This window comes from Bacillus sp. BC05(2025) (assembly GCF_056725905.1).
The window spans coordinates 205606-224447 of the sequence record NZ_JBWYRA010000002.1 but is presented as its reverse complement, the minus strand read 5'-3'; the positions used below and the strand labels follow the sequence as shown (position 1 = coordinate 224447).

Below are 18842 nucleotides of genomic sequence, written 5' to 3'. Positions count from 1 at the left end.
AGTTAGTAAAAGAGAGATGAAACTTTCAGAATATATTCGCTATTATATTTCAAAACATACTTTCTTCAAGATGATTTTGCTGTATACTATTTATATAGGTTTAATATATTTTCTAGTGAAATGTATGAAACCTGAGTATGTGATGATAAATTCTTAAACATGCAAATGAAAACAATTGTTTTCATTTCGTATATACATAAAAAATGCTTTGTCAATTCTGTAGGGAGGTATTTCCATGGTAGAGAAAATGAATGAAGAAGTTATGGATTCAAAAGAATTACAAGTTGGTGACGTTGTTACAGGTTCTGTAACGAAAGTTGAAGAGAAACAAGTGCTTGTAAATGTTGGATACAAAACAGATGGCGTAATTCCAATTAGTGAATTAGCTAACGTTCATATTGAAAAAGCAAGCGATGTTGTAGAATTAGATCAAACACTAGAATTAAAGGTTATTAAATTAGAAGAAGATGATCTTGTCTTATCTAAACGTGCTGTTGATGCAGAAAAAGCATGGGTAGAATTACAAGAGAAATTCACTTCTGGTCATGTGTTTGATGTTACTGTAAAAGATATTGTGAATGGTGGATTAGTTGTGGACCTTGGTGTTCGTGGTTTTATCCCAGCTTCACTTGTAGAAGTACATTATGTAGAAGATTTTACTGACTATAAAGGTAAAACGTTAGCTGTGAAAATTGTTGAATTAGACCGCGAAAAAAATCGTGTAATCCTTTCACATAAAGCAGTAGTAGAGTTAGAACTAGACTCTAAGAAAAAAGAAGCGATTTCTTCATTAAAAGAAGGAGACGTTGTTGAAGGGACAGTACAACGATTAACTGATTTTGGCGCGTTTGTTAATGTTGGTGGTGTGGACGGTTTAGTTCATATTTCGCAAATTTCACACGAACGTGTAGAGCAACCTTCTGAAGTATTGGAGCAAGGTCAAAAGGTAAAGGTTAAGGTGTTATCTGTTGATGCTGATACACAACGTATTTCTTTATCAATTAAAGCAGCTCAACCAGGACCTTGGGAAAATGTTGCTGGCGAACTAAAAGCTGGAGATATTCGTGAAGGGGTCGTAAAACGTCTTGTTACATTCGGTGCATTCGTAGAAGTTTTACCTGGCGTTGAAGGTCTTGTGCACGTATCTCAAATTGCAAATCGTCACGTGAAAAATCCAAATGAAGTATTAGAAATGGGACAAGAAGTGAAAGTGAAAGTGCTTGAAGTCCATGTAGCAGAGAAACGTATTTCTTTAAGTATAAAAGAAGCGCTTGAGGAAAATAATGTAACTGAAGATTACAGTCAGTATGAACCAAATGCTGATTCTGCTACTTTCCAATTAAGTGATATTATTGGTGAGCAACTGAAAAAATTAAAGAAATAAAGAGGGGTACAAGTGGTAAGGGCAAAACGTAAATTAGATCATATTGAATACGCTCTTTCTACTGGTCAGTCTCGTACGCATGGCTTTCATGATATTGATTTTGTGCATCAAAGCTTGCCAAATTCAAATTATGAAACAATAACATGTGAAACAAAAATCGGCGAACTTTCACTAAGTTCGCCGATTTTTATCAATGCGATGACTGGTGGTGGAGGAGAGAAAACGTTACATATTAATGAGCAATTAGCATATGTAGCGAAACATCATAACCTTGCTATGGCTGTAGGCTCGCAAATGGCAGCGTTAAAAGATGAAAGTGAGGCTGCTTCTTATAAAATTATCAGAAAGGTAAATCCAAATGGTATTTTCTTTGCTAATTTAGGTAGTGAGGCAACTATCGAACAGGCAGAGCGTGCTGTTGATATGATTGAAGCGAATGCATTGCAAATTCATTTAAATGTCATACAAGAGTTAACGATGCCAGAAGGAGACCGTGACTTTACTGGTGTACTTCAGCGCATCGAGAAAATTGTTTTAAATAGTAAAGTTCCTGTCATTGTGAAAGAAGTTGGATTTGGGATGAGTAAGGAAACAATGCAACAGTTAGCGAGCGTAGGTGTAACGGCAATTGATATTGGCGGACAAGGTGGTACGAATTTTGCTGCTGTTGAAAATGAAAGAAGACAGCGAATGCTTGCTTATTTTAATAACTGGGGCATACAAACAGTTACCTCGATTATTGAAGCAACCTCTACAAAAAATAACCTCTCTTTTATTGCATCTGGGGGTATACAAACAGCGCTTGACGTGGCGAAAGCAATCGCATTAGGGGCGAATACAACTGCGTTTGCTGGTTACTTTTTACGTATTTTAATACAAGATGGTATCGAGAAGTTAGTGGATGAAATTGATCTTCTACATACAGATTTGAAATTTATTATGACAGCTCTTGGCGCGAAGACGATAGAAGAGTTACAGGCTGTACCTCTTGTTGTAAAGGGCGAAACATATCATTGGTTAACGCAGCGTGGTGTTGATACGACGCATTATAGTAGAAGATAAAAAATCAACCGTTTGGTTGGTTTTTTTTGTTTTCTATTCGTTTTAGTAATATAAAGCGAGGAATGAAATTGATATCCTAAAAAAATGAAAATATTCCTATATATAAACAGTATCTTCTGAAAGTTGCGACTGAAAAATGTAAATAATGTGCTATTGAATTATTGAAGGAAGTTAAATTGCGTCAAAAGAAAAGGGCGTGGATAAAAATAAAGCGTAAAAAGGTTTGTATAGGAAATGTTATTTCGATATAAATATAAAAAATAAAAAAATATGTAAAAGACGGTTTCGTACAATATCGAAACCGTCTTTTTGTATTCATTAGTGCTGATTCTGCTTACGAGCTTGCTCTGGTGTATCCAGTCCAGTAGCCCCTGGATATTGTAGTGATTGGTCACGGTCAGATTCAACACGGCGTGATTCTCTTAGTTTTCGTTCTTGACGATCTTTACCCATAATGAATAGCACCTCCTTATTAAAAGTGTTGCTGTTATATGAAAAAACTATGCGCGAAGAAAGTGGATTAACTTTCATAAAAAGTTCCCATAATGGAAAACATAGGAGGTGAAATGATGGAAGGGAGTATTTTTTATTTTATAGCTTGGATAGGGTGGATTGTCGTAACTTTTTTTATGAAAAAGGACTCTATTCGGTGGAAGATAAGCGCCTGTATATTGATTTTTATTATTTGCTCTCCGTTACATGTAACGATTGCTTCATTCACGGTATCAGTAAATGCACTTTTGCTTTGTATTATCGCTTTTGTAGGAATCACGCTTTATTCTATTTGGAAAAAATTATATAGCTTACTTTCGGCACTTATTATTGCAATGTTATATACAAGTTTTCATTTGTTAGAAGTATATGATCCAATTTGGATTGTGGTGGACAGGGTGTTTTTGCTAAGCAGCGCTCTTGTGTATGCTTCGGTTTTATTACACGAGGACCGCATATTACGATTATGTTCTCTTTATATAGGGATGTTGCAGGGTGAATTGTTAGTGACACTTATTTTTCGGAAACTACATTTCCCTTATAATTACGGAAGTTTAGCGTTTTTTGATATCGTCGCCGTTGCTACATTTTTCATGGCAATTTTGTTTTGGATTGCAAAAGCATCAGTATATACGGAACAGTTCAAGAGAAAAACACGTAAAAGAAAGGCGAGGGTAATACATGATTGAATATACACCGGCCATTTTATGCGGCGTAATAGCAGGGACAGTAACGAGAGTGCTAATGCTCCGGACGGATACACGGCAATATCCAACAAGACTCCATGGGAAAATTATTCATATTGCGATGGGATTAATTGCAGCCGCTTTAGGAGCAATTGCAATTCCGTCCATTTTGAAAAAAGATTTTTCTGCCATTACGTTTCTTACGTTGGCAGCAACACAGTTTCGTGATGTGCGCAATATGGAAAGAAATACATTGCAACAATTAGATGGTTATGAGCTCGTACCGCGTGGGAATACATACATTGAAGGAATTGCATTAGTTTTTGAAAGTCGCAACTATTTGGCGATGTTAACGTCGTTTGTGACGACGTTTGCGTATATAGGGTTCCGTTCATGGATTGCTGGAGTAATTATGGCAATCATCGCATTTTTTATTGCGAAAAAATTAATGTCTGGCAGAAGGTTGCATGATCTTGTTGATATAGAACATGTTCCACTTCGTTTTGAAGGAGCAGGGCTATATATTGATAATATTTACATTATGAATATTGGATTGCCAGCAAGGCAAGAGGAAATTATGAAATATGGAATGGGTTTTATTTTAAAGCCGAAAACAATTGATGCGATGGTGACAATCTCCAACTTAGGACAACGACAGGCTATTTTACATGATGTTTCTGTTGCTTTAGGGATTTATAGAGATTCCGGTACGCCGGCGCTTGTACCGTTAGCGAAGCGGGATTTAGAGGATGGTAGGGTTGGAATCTTTGTTTTGCCACAAGATCAAGATGCAGAGAAAGCGATAGGTGTCATAGGGAACGTGCCGACGTTAGAAAGCGCTGTTCATATGTCATCGGAAGCCCCAAAAGGAAGGGGAGATAAGAGATGATGTTAGAAAGCGTAATTTTAGCGGTTATTACAACAGCGCCGGAGAAGTTTGCTGGTGGTGCCCCTTTGTTTACTTGTGAGTCGACAGAGGAATTAGAATTTGTTGCAAATAATTTAGAAGCAATTTTAGACGGTATTGCGCATCGCTTACAAGAGAATGTATATATTATTGTGAAACATTAGCAACGTGTGTTATAATGTGAGGTGTTTTGATACGTTGAGAAATATTCTGGAATGCAAATCCCTTCTTGCACAAAGAAGGGTTTTTTACATAATAAACAGAAGCAAGTTGAAAGGATGAAAGTATATGCCGAAACCAGTAATAGCAATAGTAGGCCGCCCGAACGTAGGGAAATCTACTATTTTCAATAGAATTGTTGGAGAGAGAGTTTCAATAGTAGAAGATATTCCAGGTGTAACGCGCGATCGTATTTATAGCGCTGGAGAATGGTTAAATCATGAATTTAACATTATTGATACAGGTGGAATTGATATTGGAGACGAGCCATTTTTGACACAAATTCGTCAACAAGCTGAAGTAGCGATTGATGAAGCAGATGTTATCATTTTTATGACAAATGGTCGTGACGGTGTAACAGCAGCTGATGAAGAAGTTGCCAAAATATTATATCGTTCAAATAAACCAGTTGTACTTGCAGTAAATAAAGTGGACAATCCGGAAATGCGCAGTGACATTTATGATTTCTATGCATTAGGATTTGGTGAGCCATTCCCAATTTCAGGTACACATGGATTAGGATTAGGTGACTTGTTAGACGAAGCTGCACAGCATTTTCCAAAGATTGAAGAAGACGGATATGATGAAGATACAATTCGTTTCTCTTTAATTGGGCGTCCGAACGTAGGGAAATCATCACTTGTAAATGCTCTTCTTGGTCAAGAGCGTGTAATTGTTAGTAATGTAGCAGGAACAACTCGTGATGCTGTCGATACACCATATAGTAAAGACGGAAAAGATTATGTAATTATCGATACAGCTGGTATGCGTAAAAAAGGGAAAGTGTATGAAAGTACAGAAAAGTATAGTGTACTTCGTGCCTTAAGAGCGATTGAACGTTCTGACGTTGTTTTAGTCGTTTTAGATGGTGAAGAAGGAATTATTGAACAAGATAAAAAAATCGCTGGATACGCTCATGATTCAGGACGAGCTGTCGTTATCGTTGTAAACAAATGGGACGCAGTGAAAAAAGATGAGAAAACAATGAAAGCATTTGAAGAAAACATCCGTGCTCATTTCCAATTTTTAGAGTACGCACCGATTGTGTTCTTATCTGCGAAAACGAGAAAACGTACACAAACGTTAATTCCAGTTATCGATGAGGTAAATGAGAGCCATAGTATCCGTATTCAAACGAATGTATTAAATGATGTAATTATGGATGCGGTAGCGATGAATCCAACGCCAACACATAACGGTAGTCGTCTGAAGATTTTCTATGCAACACAAGTTGCAGTAAAACCACCAACATTTGTTGTGTTTGTAAACGATCCGGAATTATTGCACTTCTCATATGAGCGTTTCTTAAAGAATCGTTTACGTGAATCATTTGGCTTTGTAGGAACGCCGATTCACATTATCGCTAGAGCAAGAGACTAATGGAGAGGATGTGATTTTATGACAAAAATCACAGTAGTTGGAGCAGGTAGCTGGGGAACAGCGTTAGCGATGGTATTAGCTGACAATGGGCATGATGTACGTATTTGGGGAAATCGTTCTGAACTTATGGATGAGATTAATACAAAACATGAGAATAGTCGATACCTTCCGGGAATTACATTGCCAAGCACAATCGTAGCCTACTCTTCTTTAGAAGAAGCATTAGTAGATGTAAATGTAGTACTTCTTGTAGTACCAACGAAAGCGTATAGAGAAGTACTGCAAGATATGAAGAAATATGTAGCGGGTCCGACTACTTGGATTCATGCAAGTAAAGGAATTGAACCTGGTACGTCAAAACGTATTTCGGAAGTGATTGAGGAAGAAATTCCAGAGGACTTAATTAAAGACGTTGTTGTACTGTCTGGACCGAGTCATGCTGAAGAAGTTGGTTTACGTCAAGAGACGACCGTTACGTCAGCGGCGAAGCGTATGGAAGCGGCTGAGGAAGTACAAGACTTGTTTATGAATAGTTACTTCCGTGTATACACAAATCCAGATATCGTTGGAGTTGAACTTGGTGGTGCGTTAAAAAATATTATCGCATTAGCTGCGGGGATAACTGATGGACTTGGATTAGGTGATAATGCGAAAGCGGCATTAATGACACGTGGTTTAACGGAGATTGCTCGTTTAGGAAGAAAAATGGGCGGAAATCCGTTAACGTTTGCTGGTCTAACTGGTATGGGAGACTTAATTGTAACTTGTACAAGTGTTCATAGCCGAAATTGGCGCGCTGGAAATATGCTTGGAAAAGGACACTCTTTAGAAGAAGTGTTAGAAAGTATGGGTATGGTTGTAGAAGGTGTAAGAACAACGAAAGCTGCTCATGAATTAGCAGAGAAAATGGAAGTTGAAATGCCGATTACAGCAGCTTTATATGACGTGCTATTTAATGGGAATAATGTAAAAGATGCAGTAGGCTCATTAATGGGACGTGTTCGAAAACACGAAGTGGAAGCTATACCTGACTTACTGTAAAGAAAAGCGACAGAAGTACATTTGTACTTCTGTCGCTTTTTATTTTTTGGGTCTTTTCACCATTTTTTTATTTTTGCATAGGATGAAGAGTAACTTGAGGAGAGGGTGAAAAGAATGGATAATAACATTTTTAATAACATTGAAAAAGAAGCGAAAGTGAATAAAGAAGATATTTTTAAATTAGCATCATCTGTACAAAATGCGAATTTACGTGATGAAACTGTGCTTCGTCAATTAATTCATCAAGTGGCTCTTATGGCAGGACGTGAAGTGCCGAAAGAACAAGAGGATCAAATTGTAAAAGCGATTATTAACAATAATATGCCGGCAGATTTTGGCTCGTTAAGCAAAATGTTTAAAAAATAAAATATGAGAAACAAAGAGTTTGTAGATTGCATATGATAGCCATGAAAGTATGGGAATAGAGCTGTTTTGGGCATATTTGGTCAACCGAAGCGAGAGATACACTCGCTTCGGTTTTTATGTTTTTGTAGATTAGTGGGAAATGCTGAAAAACCTATTGATTAAAGTTACATATTCGCAATTTGTAGTAAAATGTTCTTTTTGTATTTGTTTAAAGATTTTAATTTGTTAAAATAGTATAAAAATAGATTAATAAAAAGGGGTGTGTATATGTCGGAAGGGCTTATAAAAATGTGGTTTGCTTTAGGGGCAATTGGCTTTATGTTTTTTGCAGTAAGTTTTATTTTGCTAAGCAGATATAAAATAAAGAATAAAATTTTGAAAGGGATTACAGCATTGGTAGCCTACACCCTTATGATTGTGTCAGGAATTGTTATTTTTCTTGTTGTATTTAGTGGACCTGTACAGCAGTAAAGGGAATGGTCTCGAAAATGCTACATACGGAGCAAGTTATATTAGTATGAAAAGGTGATTACTAGTGAAAAAAATCCATATTATTTTAATATTTTGTTGTATCAGCCTTTTAACAGGATGTCTGTATCCAAAAGAAAATATGAAACAAAATGCTGTTCCTTATGAAGATCAGCTACAGGTCGTTCAAAAAGCTGTTGCGACATTTAAGGAGCAAAATAGTGGGATATTGCCAATTAAGACGCGGGATATGAATACGCCTATTTATCAAAAGTATCCAATCGATTTTCAAAAAATTTCTCCGCGTTACATACAAGAAGCGCCAGGGAACGCGTATGAAAGTGGAGGAGTATATCAATACGTATTAATAGATGTTGAAACAAACCCGACAGTAAAGTTAATTGATGTTAGGATGGCTGAACAAATTCAGGAATTATCTTTAAAGCTTCGGATGTATCGAGATGAACATCAATATCCACCTTTTAAAAAGGTAATTTCAGATGGTGTGTATGAATTAGATTTCAAAAAACTAGGATATAAAGATGTACCGCAAGTGACAAGTCCTTATTCTGGTAAAGGACTACCGTTTGTAATCAACGAAAAAGGAGAACTTTTTGTTGATTATAGAATCGACTTATATGAAGCGTTGAAAAAGAATGAAGGACAATGTAAGGAGGGAGAAGATATTCGAAATATCCTTTCGAAAGATTCTCCATTTGTACCTGCGTATTCTTTGCCGTATACGGTAAAGGATGGAGAACCAATTTTTTTAAAATCATAAGTCATGAACCTTTCTTTTAGTGAATAAGTTCTAGAAGAAAGGTTTTTTATGTTACACAACTTGCGATGCAAACAAAAGGTGTTTTTTAATAGTCATATGAAATTGGACAAAATTATATGATATATTGTCCGAACTTCTAGAATACCATTATATTATATCAGATATTATAGGCAACGTTAGAGAAGGTATTAGTTGACTATAAACGTGGAATTATTCCCAAAAATATTGAGGGAGGGAATCACTTGGAAAAGGTAGATATTTTTAAAGATATTGCGGAACGCACAGGCGGTGATATTTATTTTGGAGTTGTAGGAGCTGTTCGAACAGGGAAATCAACATTCATTAAAAAATTTATGGAACTTGTAGTTATCCCTAATATTGAGAATGAGTCTGACCGTCAAAGGGCACAGGATGAACTGCCTCAAAGTGCAGCTGGCCGTACAATTATGACGACGGAACCGAAATTTGTTCCAAACCAAGCGGTTTCTATTGAAGTAGATGAAGGTCTTGAAGTGAATATTCGATTAGTAGATTGCGTCGGATATACAGTTCCAGGAGCAAAAGGCTATGAAGATGAGAATGGCCCACGCATGATTAATACTCCTTGGTATGAAGAGCCTATTCCATTCCATGAAGCTGCAGAAATTGGAACACGTAAAGTAATTCAAGAACATTCAACAATTGGTGTTGTAATTACAACAGATGGAACGATTGGTGAAATTCCAAGAAGAGATTATATAGAGGCAGAAGAACGCGTCGTAAATGAGCTAAAAGAAGTCGGAAAACCTTTCATTATGATCATTAACACTGTACAGCCGTATCATCCAGATACAGAGCAATTGCGCCAAAGTTTATCTGAAGAATATGATATCCCAGTCATTGCGATGAGTGTTGAAAGTTTAAGAGAAACAGATGTATACAATGTACTTCGAGAGGCGTTATTTGAATTCCCTGTTTTAGAAGTAAATGTGAACCTTCCGAGCTGGGTAATGGTGCTAAATGAAGGGCATTGGTTACGTCAAAGTTATCAAGAAGCCGTTCAAGAGACTGTGAAGGATATAAAACGTCTTCGTGATGTGGATCGTGTCGTTTGGCAGTTTAGTCAGTATGAATTTATTGATCGAGCGAGCCTAGCTGGTATTGATATGGGGCAAGGCGTAGCAGAGATTGATTTATACGCACCAGATGAATTATATGATCAAATTTTAAAAGAAGTTGTAGGGGTAGAAATCCGAGGGAAAGATCATTTATTAAAGCTTATGCTCGATTTATCTCATGCGAAAATAGAATACGATCAAGTGGCGGATGCTCTGCGTATGGTAAAGCAAACAGGATATGGTGTAGCGGCACCTGCGTTAGCTGACATGAGCTTAGATGAACCAGAAATTATTCGTCACGGTTCAAGATTTGGTGTGAAATTAAAAGCTGTAGCTCCATCTATTCATATGATTAAAGTAGATGTGGAGTCTACGTTTGAGCCAATCATTGGTACTGAAAAGCAAAGTGAAGAATTAGTTCGTTATTTAATGCAAGATTTTGAAGATGATCCATTATCAATTTGGAATTCTGATATATTTGGACGTTCGCTAAGTTCTATTGTTCGAGAAGGCATTCAAGCGAAACTATCTTTAATGCCGGAAAATGCGAGATATAAATTAAAAGAAACGCTAGAAAGAATTATTAATGAAGGATCTGGCGGATTAATTGCGATTATATTATAAGAAAAAAATCCCTCTCATCGTAGAGGGATTTTTTTTATTTTTGCATATAAAATAGAAAAATAAACAGTCATTATCTAATATATTGTTGTAAATTGTCAAGTTTCATCAGATTTTCACATTTTAAGAGTAACAATTTCCTTAAAAATATTGAATTATAAAGGAGAATCGTATAATATAGGCGTTGATAATGATTTATCTACATCTTTGTAGTATAGAATTTGCAAAAATTGCCTACAAATGAAAGTAAGACTCATTTTATGATCATTATACAGTCTTATCTTTGGGAGGAGGTGAATGGCATGAACAAGACAGATTTAATCAATGCTGTTGCAGAAGCAAGTTCCCTTTCTAAAAAGGACGCAACAAAAGCAGTAGACGCTGTTTTTGATTCTATCTTAGAAGCTTTAAAACAAGGTGATAAAGTACAACTGATCGGATTCGGTAACTTCGAAGTTCGTGAGCGTGCGGCTCGTAAAGGTCGTAACCCACAAACAGGTGAGGAGATTGAAATCGCTGCAAGTAAAGTACCTGCATTCAAACCTGGTAAAGCGTTAAAAGATGCGGTTAAATAATCCTTACATATTAACAGGGAAGAAGAGTTTCCTTTTTGGAAACTCTTCTTTTTGCTTTTAAAAACATAAATATGCTAGAATGTGTTCGTATCACTTTTAGGTTTTCGGGAGGGCTAGCGGATGGCAAAAGTTAATTTAGAACAAATTGAGCATGCAGTACGCCTTATTTTAGAGGCAATCGGGGATGACCCAAATCGTGAGGGAGTACTTGATACACCAAAGCGTGTTGCAAAAATGTACGCTGAAGTGTTCTCAGGTATGCATGAAGATCCGAAAGAACATTTGCATAAAGTGTTCGGAGAAGATCACGAGGAGCTTGTACTAGTAAAAGATATACCGTTTTATTCGATGTGTGAGCATCATTTAGTTCCGTTCTATGGAGTTGCTCACGTTGCATATATTCCGCAAGGCGGAAAAGTGACAGGGTTAAGTAAATTAGCTCGTACTGTAGATACAATTGCACGTCGTCCACAACTACAAGAACGTATTACATCAACAGTAGCAAATTCTATTATGGAAGTACTAGAGCCGCACGGTGTAATGGTAGTAGTAGAAGCAGAACATATGTGCATGACGATGCGCGGTGTGAAAAAGCCGGGTGCAAAAACAGTAACAACAGCAGTACGTGGTGTACTAGAAAATGATGCTGCGGCACGTAGTGAAATTTTATCTTTTATTAAAACGAAGTAAAGAAAAGTGGGAAACTGCTTTTCTTTTTTTTTTTTGTAAATAAATGATATAGTTTTAGGAAGGCAGAGCGAGAATAGAAAGATTACTTAAAAGAATGGAAGATGTTATTTCATTCGATGGAAGTTTGGAAAGAGTAGCCAAGTTTTGGTTATAGAAAATAGAATGTATGTGTTATAATAAGTTTTATGAATTAGAAAACAAGGGTGATTTTTGTGTGTGACATCTACGGAGGGTATGCGGGTATAAGAGAGAAATTGATGGAGAAATTACGCCATCCTTATTTTATAAACTATATTGAAGAACCATATATTGATGAAGAGAAAATAGCATTGTTATATGGTGCTTTAAAAAGTGCAAAATTACATATAGAACAAATTGAGCATTATGTAGTAACGATTATGCTTGTTCAAATTGCGCTTGATACACATGAAAGAGTATCAAATAAGGCAGGGGAAGAAGCAAATGAATCGCATAAACGTCGCCAGTTAACAGTGCTTGCTGGTGATTACTATAGCGGGTTATATTATTACTTATTGTCTATGAATCGTGATATTGTTTTAATTCGTGCGCTTGCTGAAGGAATTAAAGAAATTAATGAACATAAAATAATGTTATATCAAAAAGCGCATAAAACGATGGATGATATAATGGAAAGTGTAGTAACGATTGATTCTGCACTCTTACAAAAAACATGTGATCATTTTCATTTAGCGCATTGGAAGCCGTTTATAACGTATGTATTAGGAAAAAATCGTCTTCAAAAAGAATGTGAACTATACGCTGATAAACAACATTCACCTGTTTTTCAAGCTGTTCAAGAGATTTTGAACGATAAAGCGGATGCAGAAAAAGTTATGAATAGATGGATGATGGAACTGAGAAAGAAAGAAAATCAATTTTTAGAAAATCACACAGATATAAGCGAAATAAACTCTGTGTTAAGAGATAAATCGAAGACATAAGCAATTTTACATTGGAAGAAGGTACGAGCATGCAACAATCAAAAGAAGAAAGAGTACATGATGTATTTGAGAAAATCTCTGATAAATACGATGTAATGAATTCTGTAATTAGTTTTCAAAGACATAAAGCGTGGCGTAAAGAAACGATGCGCATTATGGATGTAAAACCAGGTAGTAAAGCGCTTGATGTATGCTGCGGGACAGCGGACTGGACAATTGCGCTAGCTGGAGCGGTAGGTGAACAGGGCAAGGTTGTTGGTTTAGACTTCAGTGAAAATATGTTATCTGTCGGAAAGCAAAAGGTAGAGGCGTTACAATTAAAACAAGTAGAACTTCTACACGGGAATGCAATGGAACTTCCGTTTGAAGATAATACATTTGATTATGTAACGATTGGATTTGGTTTACGTAACGTACCGGATTATATGCACGTATTAAAAGAAATGACGCGTGTAGTAAAACCAGGTGGAAAAGTAATTTGTTTAGAAACATCTCAGCCAACAATGATTGGTTTTCGACAAGGATATATTTTATACTTTAAATATATCATGCCGTTATTTGGAAAGTTATTTGCGAAAAGTTATAAAGAATATTCATGGCTACAAGAATCTGCTAGTACATTCCCTGGTATGAAAGAATTGGCTAATATGTTCGAAAAAGCTGGACTTGAACGTGTACAAGTGAAGCCGTTTACTTTTGGGGTAGCAGCGATGCATTTAGGTATGAAACCAGAATCAAAATAGAAAAAGAAAAAAGAAGTTTTAGGTTAAGGTGAACAATATGAAGTTACAACTTATGTACTCTTTTTTACGATCGGATATTAATGTGATAGAAAAAGAATTAAAAAAGACAGTTGCTTCTGAACAGCCATTAGTAGAAGAGGCGGCATTACAACTTATTGAAGCTGGTGGGAAGCGAATTCGTCCTGTATTTGTGTTGCTTGCGGGTAAATTTGGAAATTATAAGTTAGACGCCATTAAGCATGTAGCTGTTGCGTTAGAACTTATTCATATGGCTTCTCTTGTTCACGATGATGTTATTGATGCTGCATTTTTACGACGTGGTAGCGCAACTGTGAATGCGAAATGGGGAGATCGTATTGCAATGTATACAGGGGACTATTTATTCGCTAAGTCTCTTGAATGTATAACAAATATTGAAATTCCTGAGGCGCATCAGGCGCTATCGCATACCATTTTAGAAGTGTGTAAAGGTGAAATTGAACAAATTAAAGATAAGTATGACTATGACCAAAATTTAAGAACGTATTTAAGAAGAATAAAGCGAAAAACAGCATTATTAATTGCTGCGAGTTGCCAATTAGGAGCAATTGCTGCTGGCGCGAATCGTGATACGGTAAATCGTCTGTTTTGGTATGGATATTTCGTAGGGATGTCGTATCAAATCATTGATGATATTTTAGACTTCGTTTCCACAGAAGAGAAACTTGGGAAACCTGCTGGTGGAGATTTACTACAAGGGAATATTACGCTTCCTGCTTTATATGCTATGGAAGATCCGGTTCTTTGCAAGAAAATTAAATCTGTACATGAAAATACAACAGCGGATGAAATGAAAGAAATTATTGAGGCTGTAAAGAATAGTGCTGCTATTGATAAAGCATTTGCGTTTAGTGAACGTTATTTACATAAAGCATTAGAAATTATAAAACCACTTCCACGTGGACAAGCGAAGTATGCATTACAAAATGTAGCAAAGTATATTGGAAAACGAAAATTTTAGTGTTTTTTCTAAAAAATAAAATAATCTCTCTATTTCAAAACTATTGCACAATTGTGATAAGGGTGTTAATATGTGTGTGGGGATATACAATTACATACATAATTCAGAAGTGGAGAGATTTTTTATGGAAAAAACATTTCTAATGGTTAAACCAGACGGTGTACAACGTGCTTTCATTGGGGAAATTGTAGCTCGTTTTGAGAAGAAGGGCTTTCAATTAGTTGGTGCAAAATTAATGCAAGTCACTCCGGAAATTGCTGGACAACACTATGCTGAGCACACAGAGAAACCTTTCTTTGGTGAATTAGTAGACTTTATTACATCTGGCCCTGTATTCGCAATGGTATGGCAAGGTGAAGGTGTAGTAGATACAGCTCGTAACATGATGGGTAAAACAAGACCACATGAAGCAGCTCCTGGAACAATTCGTGGAGATTTCGGTGTAACTGTTGCGAAAAACATTATCCACGGTTCTGATTCGTTAGAAAGTGCAGAGCGTGAGATTGCTATTTTCTTTAAAGAAGAAGAATTAGTAGACTACTCAAAATTAATGAATGAATGGATTTACTAATTATTTTGAAATAATTTGTAAACGCTTTAATCACTGTGATAATAGTAGAAAGTGCAAGGAGAATAGGGGTATTCTTCTTGCACTTTTTTTATTGCAATTAGTTACGAAGTTTAGGCTGTTATGATATATTGATATGTAAAGTAAACGGCCTATCGGGGAATAAGCGAATGGCTGATGTAGTATATAATTTCTTTCATATTTTTAGAGTAATGAAGGATAATTTTATTGCTTAATATAGCGAGATAAATACATATACGAAAAGAGGAATAACGTATGCGATATATTACAGCTGGTGAATCTCATGGTCCACAACTTACAACGATTATAGAAGGTGTACCAGCAGGTCTACCAATAGTTGCGGCTGATATAAATGAAGAGTTAGCTAGAAGGCAAAAGGGATATGGGCGTGGTAGACGGATGCAAATTGAAACAGATCAAGTGCAAATTGTAAGTGGTGTTAGACATGGAGAGACATTAGGTTCTCCAATTGCACTTGTTGTTGAAAACCGTGATTTTGCACATTGGACAAAAATTATGGGTGCAGAGCCATTAACAGAACAAGAAGAAAAAGAAATGAAAAGGAAAGTAACAAAACCGAGACCTGGACATGCTGATTTAAATGGTGCGATTAAATATGGTCATAGAGATATGAGAAATGTATTAGAACGTTCTTCAGCTCGCGAAACGACAGTGCGTGTTGCTGCTGGTGCGGTTGCTAAAAAAATATTAGCGGAGCTTGGTATTACGGTAGCGGGCCATGTAATTGAAATTGGCGGTGTACAGGCTAAGGAGACTACGTATCGTTCAATTGAAGAATTAAAAAGTGTTACAGAAGCATCACCCGTACGTTGTTTAGATGAAGAAGCTGGTAATCAAATGATAAAAGCAATTGATGATGCGAAATCAAATGGTGATTCAATCGGTGGCATCGTTGAAGTAATTGTGGAAGGAATGCCAATTGGAGTAGGCAGCTATGTGCATTATGATCGAAAACTAGATGCAAAATTAGCAGCCGCAATTATGAGCATTAATGCCTTCAAAGGTGTCGAGATTGGAATTGGTTTTGAAGCAGCGCATAGACCAGGAAGTGAAGTTCATGATGAAATTCTTTGGAATGAAGAGCATGGATATACACGAAGAACAAATAACGCAGGTGGTTTAGAAGGTGGAATGACGACTGGCATGCCAATTGTTGTGCGCGGTGTGATGAAACCGATACCTACACTATATAAACCCCTTCAAAGTGTTGATATTGATACGAAAGAGCCTTTTACAGCAAGCATTGAACGTTCAGACAGTTGTGCTGTTCCAGCCGCTAGTGTCGTTGCAGAAGCGGTTGTAGCTTGGGAATTAGCGACAGCTTTAATAGAACAATTCGGATTAGATCGTATGGACCTTATTCGTGAAAATATTGAGAAACATAATGAATATGCGAGGGGATTTTAATGGGAAACATACATATTCAAACGAAATCAAAAGAATATGATGTACATGTAGGAAAAGAATCGTTGTCACATTTGACAACAATTGTTCAAAATATGCAGCCATCTGTATCAAACATCATGATCATTTCAGATGAAGCTGTTGCATCTTTACATTTACAGACAGTTGTAGATGCATTGCAAGTAGAGCAAAAAGTATTTTCATTTGTCGTACCGAGTGGTGAAAAAGAGAAGTCTTTTGAAAATTTCTACGCGGCTCATACGTCAGCTCTTGAAAATAAATTAGATAGAAATTCTTTAATTATCGCACTTGGAGGCGGGATGATTGGAGATTTAGCTGGTTTTGTTGCTGCATCGTTTATGCGTGGAATTCGCTTTGTTCAAGTTCCAACGACTTTATTAGCCCACGATAGCGCAGTAGGTGGGAAAGTAGCAATTAATCACCCGTTAGGTAAAAATATGATAGGGGCATTCCATCAACCAGAAGCAGTTGTATATCATACGCCGTTTTTACAGTCTCTTCCTGAAAAAGAGTGGCGTTCAGGTTATGCAGAAGTGATAAAACATGCTCTTATTGGTGATGTAAAACTGTATAATTGGCTAAAAGAAGAAGTGCAAACATTATCAGATCTTCGTGATGAGAAATTAATCCATATATTAACGAAGGCCATTCCTGTAAAGGCAAACATTGTATCGCAAGATGAAACAGAAAAAGGTGTACGTGCTCATTTGAACTTTGGACATACGTTAGGCCATGCTCTTGAAAAAGAACTAGGATATGGAAATATTACTCACGGTGACGGGGTAGCAGTTGGAATGTTATTTGCCTTGTTTTTAAGTGAGCAAGTATACAATATTGATCTTTCTTATGAAGAGATGAAGCAGTGGTTCTTAAAGTACGGATATCCAAAAATGCCAAGTGATTTGAATGTAGAGCGTCTCGTTCAATTGATGAAACAAGATAAGAAAGCGAATGCTGGAGCAATTCATATGGTGCTTATGCAGGAATATGGGGTAGTGAATGTCGTATCTATTCCAGATGAGACTGTTCATATTGCGTTAGAGGCATTTCAAAAGGATATGGTTTAAGAGCTAAGAAGTGCTTGTTTCAAGGTATCCTCGTAATAGTGACGGTTAAGATAAACGATTGCAGTGAGAGATTGTAACCTTATTGTAATCGAATTGAATAAAACGACTGGGGGAAGAAAAATGAGAGTGAAAGAGCAATTGTTAACTTTGAGAGCATATGTACCTGGGAAAAACATTGAGGAAGTAAAAAGGGAATATGGGTTATCAAAAATTGTGAAATTAGCATCGAACGAAAATCCATTCGGTTGCTCAGCACGTGTAACAGAAGCATTAACTTCTTTAGCGAGTCAATACGCTCTTTATCCAGATGGGCATGCTTTTGAACTTCGAACAAAAGTAGCAACATATTTAGGTGTTAAAGCGGAACAACTTTTATTTGGTAGTGGATTAGATGAAGTCATTCAAATGATTAGCCGTGCATTACTACACGAAGGAACAAATGTTGTAATGGCGAATCCAACATTCTCGCAATACCATCACCATGCTGTGATTGAAGGAGCAGAAGTTCGTGAAGTACCACTTAAAGAGGGCATTCACGATTTAGATGCGATGTTACAGCAAGTAGATGATAAAACGAAGATCGTATGGATTTGTAACCCAAATAATCCAACAGGTACATATGTAGAGAAACAAAAATTACTTTCATTTTTAGACTCAGTTCCTAAGTCAGCGCTCGTTATTATGGACGAAGCATATTATGAATATGCGGGGGCAGAAGACTATCCGCAAACATTACCACTTCTTGAAAAGTATGAAAATCTTATGGTTTTACGCACGTTTTCAAAAGCATATGGTTTAGCCGCTTTCCGTATCGGATATGCGGTTGGTAATGAGCAGTTAATTGGGCAACTAGAAGTAGCAAGGTTACCATTTAATACATCGACTGTAGCGCAATCTGTAGCACTTGCTGCGTTAGAAGATCAAGCATTTTTACAAGAATGTGTGAAAAAGAATGAAGAAGGATTAAATCAATATTACGCATTTTGTAAGGAATATAACGTATTCTATTATCCATCTCAAACAAATTTCATTTTCTTAAAGCTCGGTATTCCTGGTAATGAGGTTTTCGAACGATTAATGAAGAAAGGCTATATCGTTCGTTCTGGTGCTGCATTTGGTATACATGATGGTATTCGTATTACTGTCGGTTTGAAAGAAGAAAATGATGAAATTATAGAACTATTGAAAGAGCTTGTAAACGAGCAAGTAAAGAAAGAAGAAACATACTCTTAAGAGTTTGTAAAGGCTCCTAATATAGGAGTCTTT

Annotated in this window: 21 protein-coding genes; 20 read left to right on the top strand and 1 reads right to left on the bottom strand. The window is 36.5% G+C overall.

Annotated features, from left to right (window positions below; genetic code table 11):
* Nucleotides 1-235: 235 nt before the first annotated feature.
* Nucleotides 236-1384 (top strand): 30S ribosomal protein S1, encoded by a 1149-nt coding sequence (gene rpsA, locus ACZ76X_RS06970; RefSeq protein WP_098670527.1) that lies wholly within the window; start codon nucleotides 236-238, stop codon nucleotides 1382-1384.
* A gap of 12 nt (nucleotides 1385-1396) precedes the next feature.
* Nucleotides 1397-2446, top strand: a complete 1050-nt coding sequence (locus ACZ76X_RS06965) for a type 2 isopentenyl-diphosphate Delta-isomerase (protein ID WP_479850014.1) — start codon at nucleotides 1397-1399, stop codon at nucleotides 2444-2446.
* Between the two features lie 318 nt (nucleotides 2447-2764).
* Here ACZ76X_RS06965 and ACZ76X_RS06960 read toward each other — a convergent pair whose 3' ends face one another.
* Entirely contained in the window at nucleotides 2765-2899 is a 135-nt protein-coding gene (locus tag ACZ76X_RS06960; RefSeq protein WP_000513900.1) for a YpzI family protein, read from the bottom strand.
* A gap of 116 nt (nucleotides 2900-3015) precedes the next feature.
* Between ACZ76X_RS06960 and ACZ76X_RS06955 the strand changes: the two genes are divergently transcribed.
* The 18 genes from ACZ76X_RS06955 (at nucleotide 3016) to hisC (ending at nucleotide 18809) form a co-directional block, all read left to right on the top strand.
* Complete coding sequence (locus tag ACZ76X_RS06955; protein WP_479850013.1) at nucleotides 3016-3627, top strand: YphA family membrane protein; 612 nt, start codon at nucleotides 3016-3018, stop codon at nucleotides 3625-3627.
* Entirely contained in the window at nucleotides 3620-4513 is an 894-nt protein-coding gene (locus ACZ76X_RS06950) for a YIEGIA family protein (RefSeq protein ID WP_479850012.1), read from the top strand. The genes ACZ76X_RS06955 and ACZ76X_RS06950 overlap by 8 nt, the downstream gene beginning before the upstream one ends.
* Complete coding sequence (locus ACZ76X_RS06945; RefSeq protein ID WP_061677809.1) at nucleotides 4510-4695, top strand: capping complex subunit for YIEGIA; 186 nt, start codon at nucleotides 4510-4512, stop codon at nucleotides 4693-4695. The genes ACZ76X_RS06950 and ACZ76X_RS06945 overlap by 4 nt, the downstream gene beginning before the upstream one ends.
* Nucleotides 4696-4819: 124 nt before the next feature.
* Entirely contained in the window at nucleotides 4820-6130 is a 1311-nt protein-coding gene (der, locus tag ACZ76X_RS06940) for a ribosome biogenesis GTPase Der (protein WP_001125893.1), read from the top strand.
* Between the two features lie 18 nt (nucleotides 6131-6148).
* Nucleotides 6149-7171, top strand: a complete 1023-nt coding sequence (locus tag ACZ76X_RS06935) for an NAD(P)H-dependent glycerol-3-phosphate dehydrogenase (protein WP_098670523.1) — start codon at nucleotides 6149-6151, stop codon at nucleotides 7169-7171.
* A gap of 114 nt (nucleotides 7172-7285) precedes the next feature.
* A complete protein-coding gene (locus ACZ76X_RS06930) occupies nucleotides 7286-7537 on the top strand; it encodes a stage VI sporulation protein F (RefSeq protein ID WP_000369753.1) in 252 nt (83 codons plus the stop codon).
* 267 nt (nucleotides 7538-7804) lie between these two features.
* Nucleotides 7805-8008: a DUF2768 domain-containing protein gene (locus ACZ76X_RS06925; protein ID WP_479850011.1), complete on the top strand. Its 204-nt coding sequence runs from the start codon at nucleotides 7805-7807 to the stop codon at nucleotides 8006-8008.
* A 64-nt stretch (nucleotides 8009-8072) separates the two neighbouring features.
* Nucleotides 8073-8786 (top strand): hypothetical protein, encoded by a 714-nt coding sequence (locus tag ACZ76X_RS06920; RefSeq protein WP_479850010.1) that lies wholly within the window; start codon nucleotides 8073-8075, stop codon nucleotides 8784-8786.
* Nucleotides 8787-9028: 242 nt separating this feature from the next.
* On the top strand, nucleotides 9029-10507 hold the full coding sequence (spoIVA, locus tag ACZ76X_RS06915) for a stage IV sporulation protein A (protein ID WP_000416519.1): 1479 nt from the start codon (nucleotides 9029-9031) through the stop codon (nucleotides 10505-10507).
* 299 nt (nucleotides 10508-10806) lie between these two features.
* Nucleotides 10807-11079 (top strand): HU family DNA-binding protein, encoded by a 273-nt coding sequence (locus tag ACZ76X_RS06910; RefSeq protein ID WP_001043860.1) that lies wholly within the window; start codon nucleotides 10807-10809, stop codon nucleotides 11077-11079.
* A 120-nt stretch (nucleotides 11080-11199) separates the two neighbouring features.
* Nucleotides 11200-11769, top strand: coding sequence for a GTP cyclohydrolase I FolE (gene folE / locus ACZ76X_RS06905; protein WP_001151482.1), 570 nt, complete (start codon nucleotides 11200-11202; stop codon nucleotides 11767-11769).
* A 212-nt stretch (nucleotides 11770-11981) separates the two neighbouring features.
* On the top strand, nucleotides 11982-12731 hold the full coding sequence (locus tag ACZ76X_RS06900) for a heptaprenyl diphosphate synthase component 1 (protein WP_479850009.1): 750 nt from the start codon (nucleotides 11982-11984) through the stop codon (nucleotides 12729-12731).
* 29 nt (nucleotides 12732-12760) lie between these two features.
* Nucleotides 12761-13474: a 2-heptaprenyl-1,4-naphthoquinone methyltransferase gene (gene menG, locus ACZ76X_RS06895; protein ID WP_001187667.1), complete on the top strand. Its 714-nt coding sequence runs from the start codon at nucleotides 12761-12763 to the stop codon at nucleotides 13472-13474.
* A gap of 37 nt (nucleotides 13475-13511) precedes the next feature.
* Nucleotides 13512-14474, top strand: coding sequence for a heptaprenyl diphosphate synthase component II (hepT, locus tag ACZ76X_RS06890; RefSeq protein WP_098670520.1), 963 nt, complete (start codon nucleotides 13512-13514; stop codon nucleotides 14472-14474).
* Between the two features lie 124 nt (nucleotides 14475-14598).
* On the top strand, nucleotides 14599-15045 hold the full coding sequence (gene ndk, locus ACZ76X_RS06885) for a nucleoside-diphosphate kinase (protein WP_000415885.1): 447 nt from the start codon (nucleotides 14599-14601) through the stop codon (nucleotides 15043-15045).
* 273 nt (nucleotides 15046-15318) lie between these two features.
* Entirely contained in the window at nucleotides 15319-16491 is a 1173-nt protein-coding gene (aroC, locus tag ACZ76X_RS06880) for a chorismate synthase (RefSeq protein ID WP_479850008.1), read from the top strand.
* On the top strand, nucleotides 16491-17576 hold the full coding sequence (gene aroB / locus ACZ76X_RS06875; protein ID WP_479850007.1) for a 3-dehydroquinate synthase: 1086 nt from the start codon (nucleotides 16491-16493) through the stop codon (nucleotides 17574-17576). Before aroC ends, aroB begins: the two co-directional genes overlap by 1 nt.
* Nucleotides 17577-17696: 120 nt before the next feature.
* Nucleotides 17697-18809, top strand: a complete 1113-nt coding sequence (gene hisC, locus ACZ76X_RS06870) for a histidinol-phosphate transaminase (RefSeq protein ID WP_479850006.1) — start codon at nucleotides 17697-17699, stop codon at nucleotides 18807-18809.
* The last annotated feature ends 33 nt before the right edge of the window (nucleotides 18810-18842 follow it).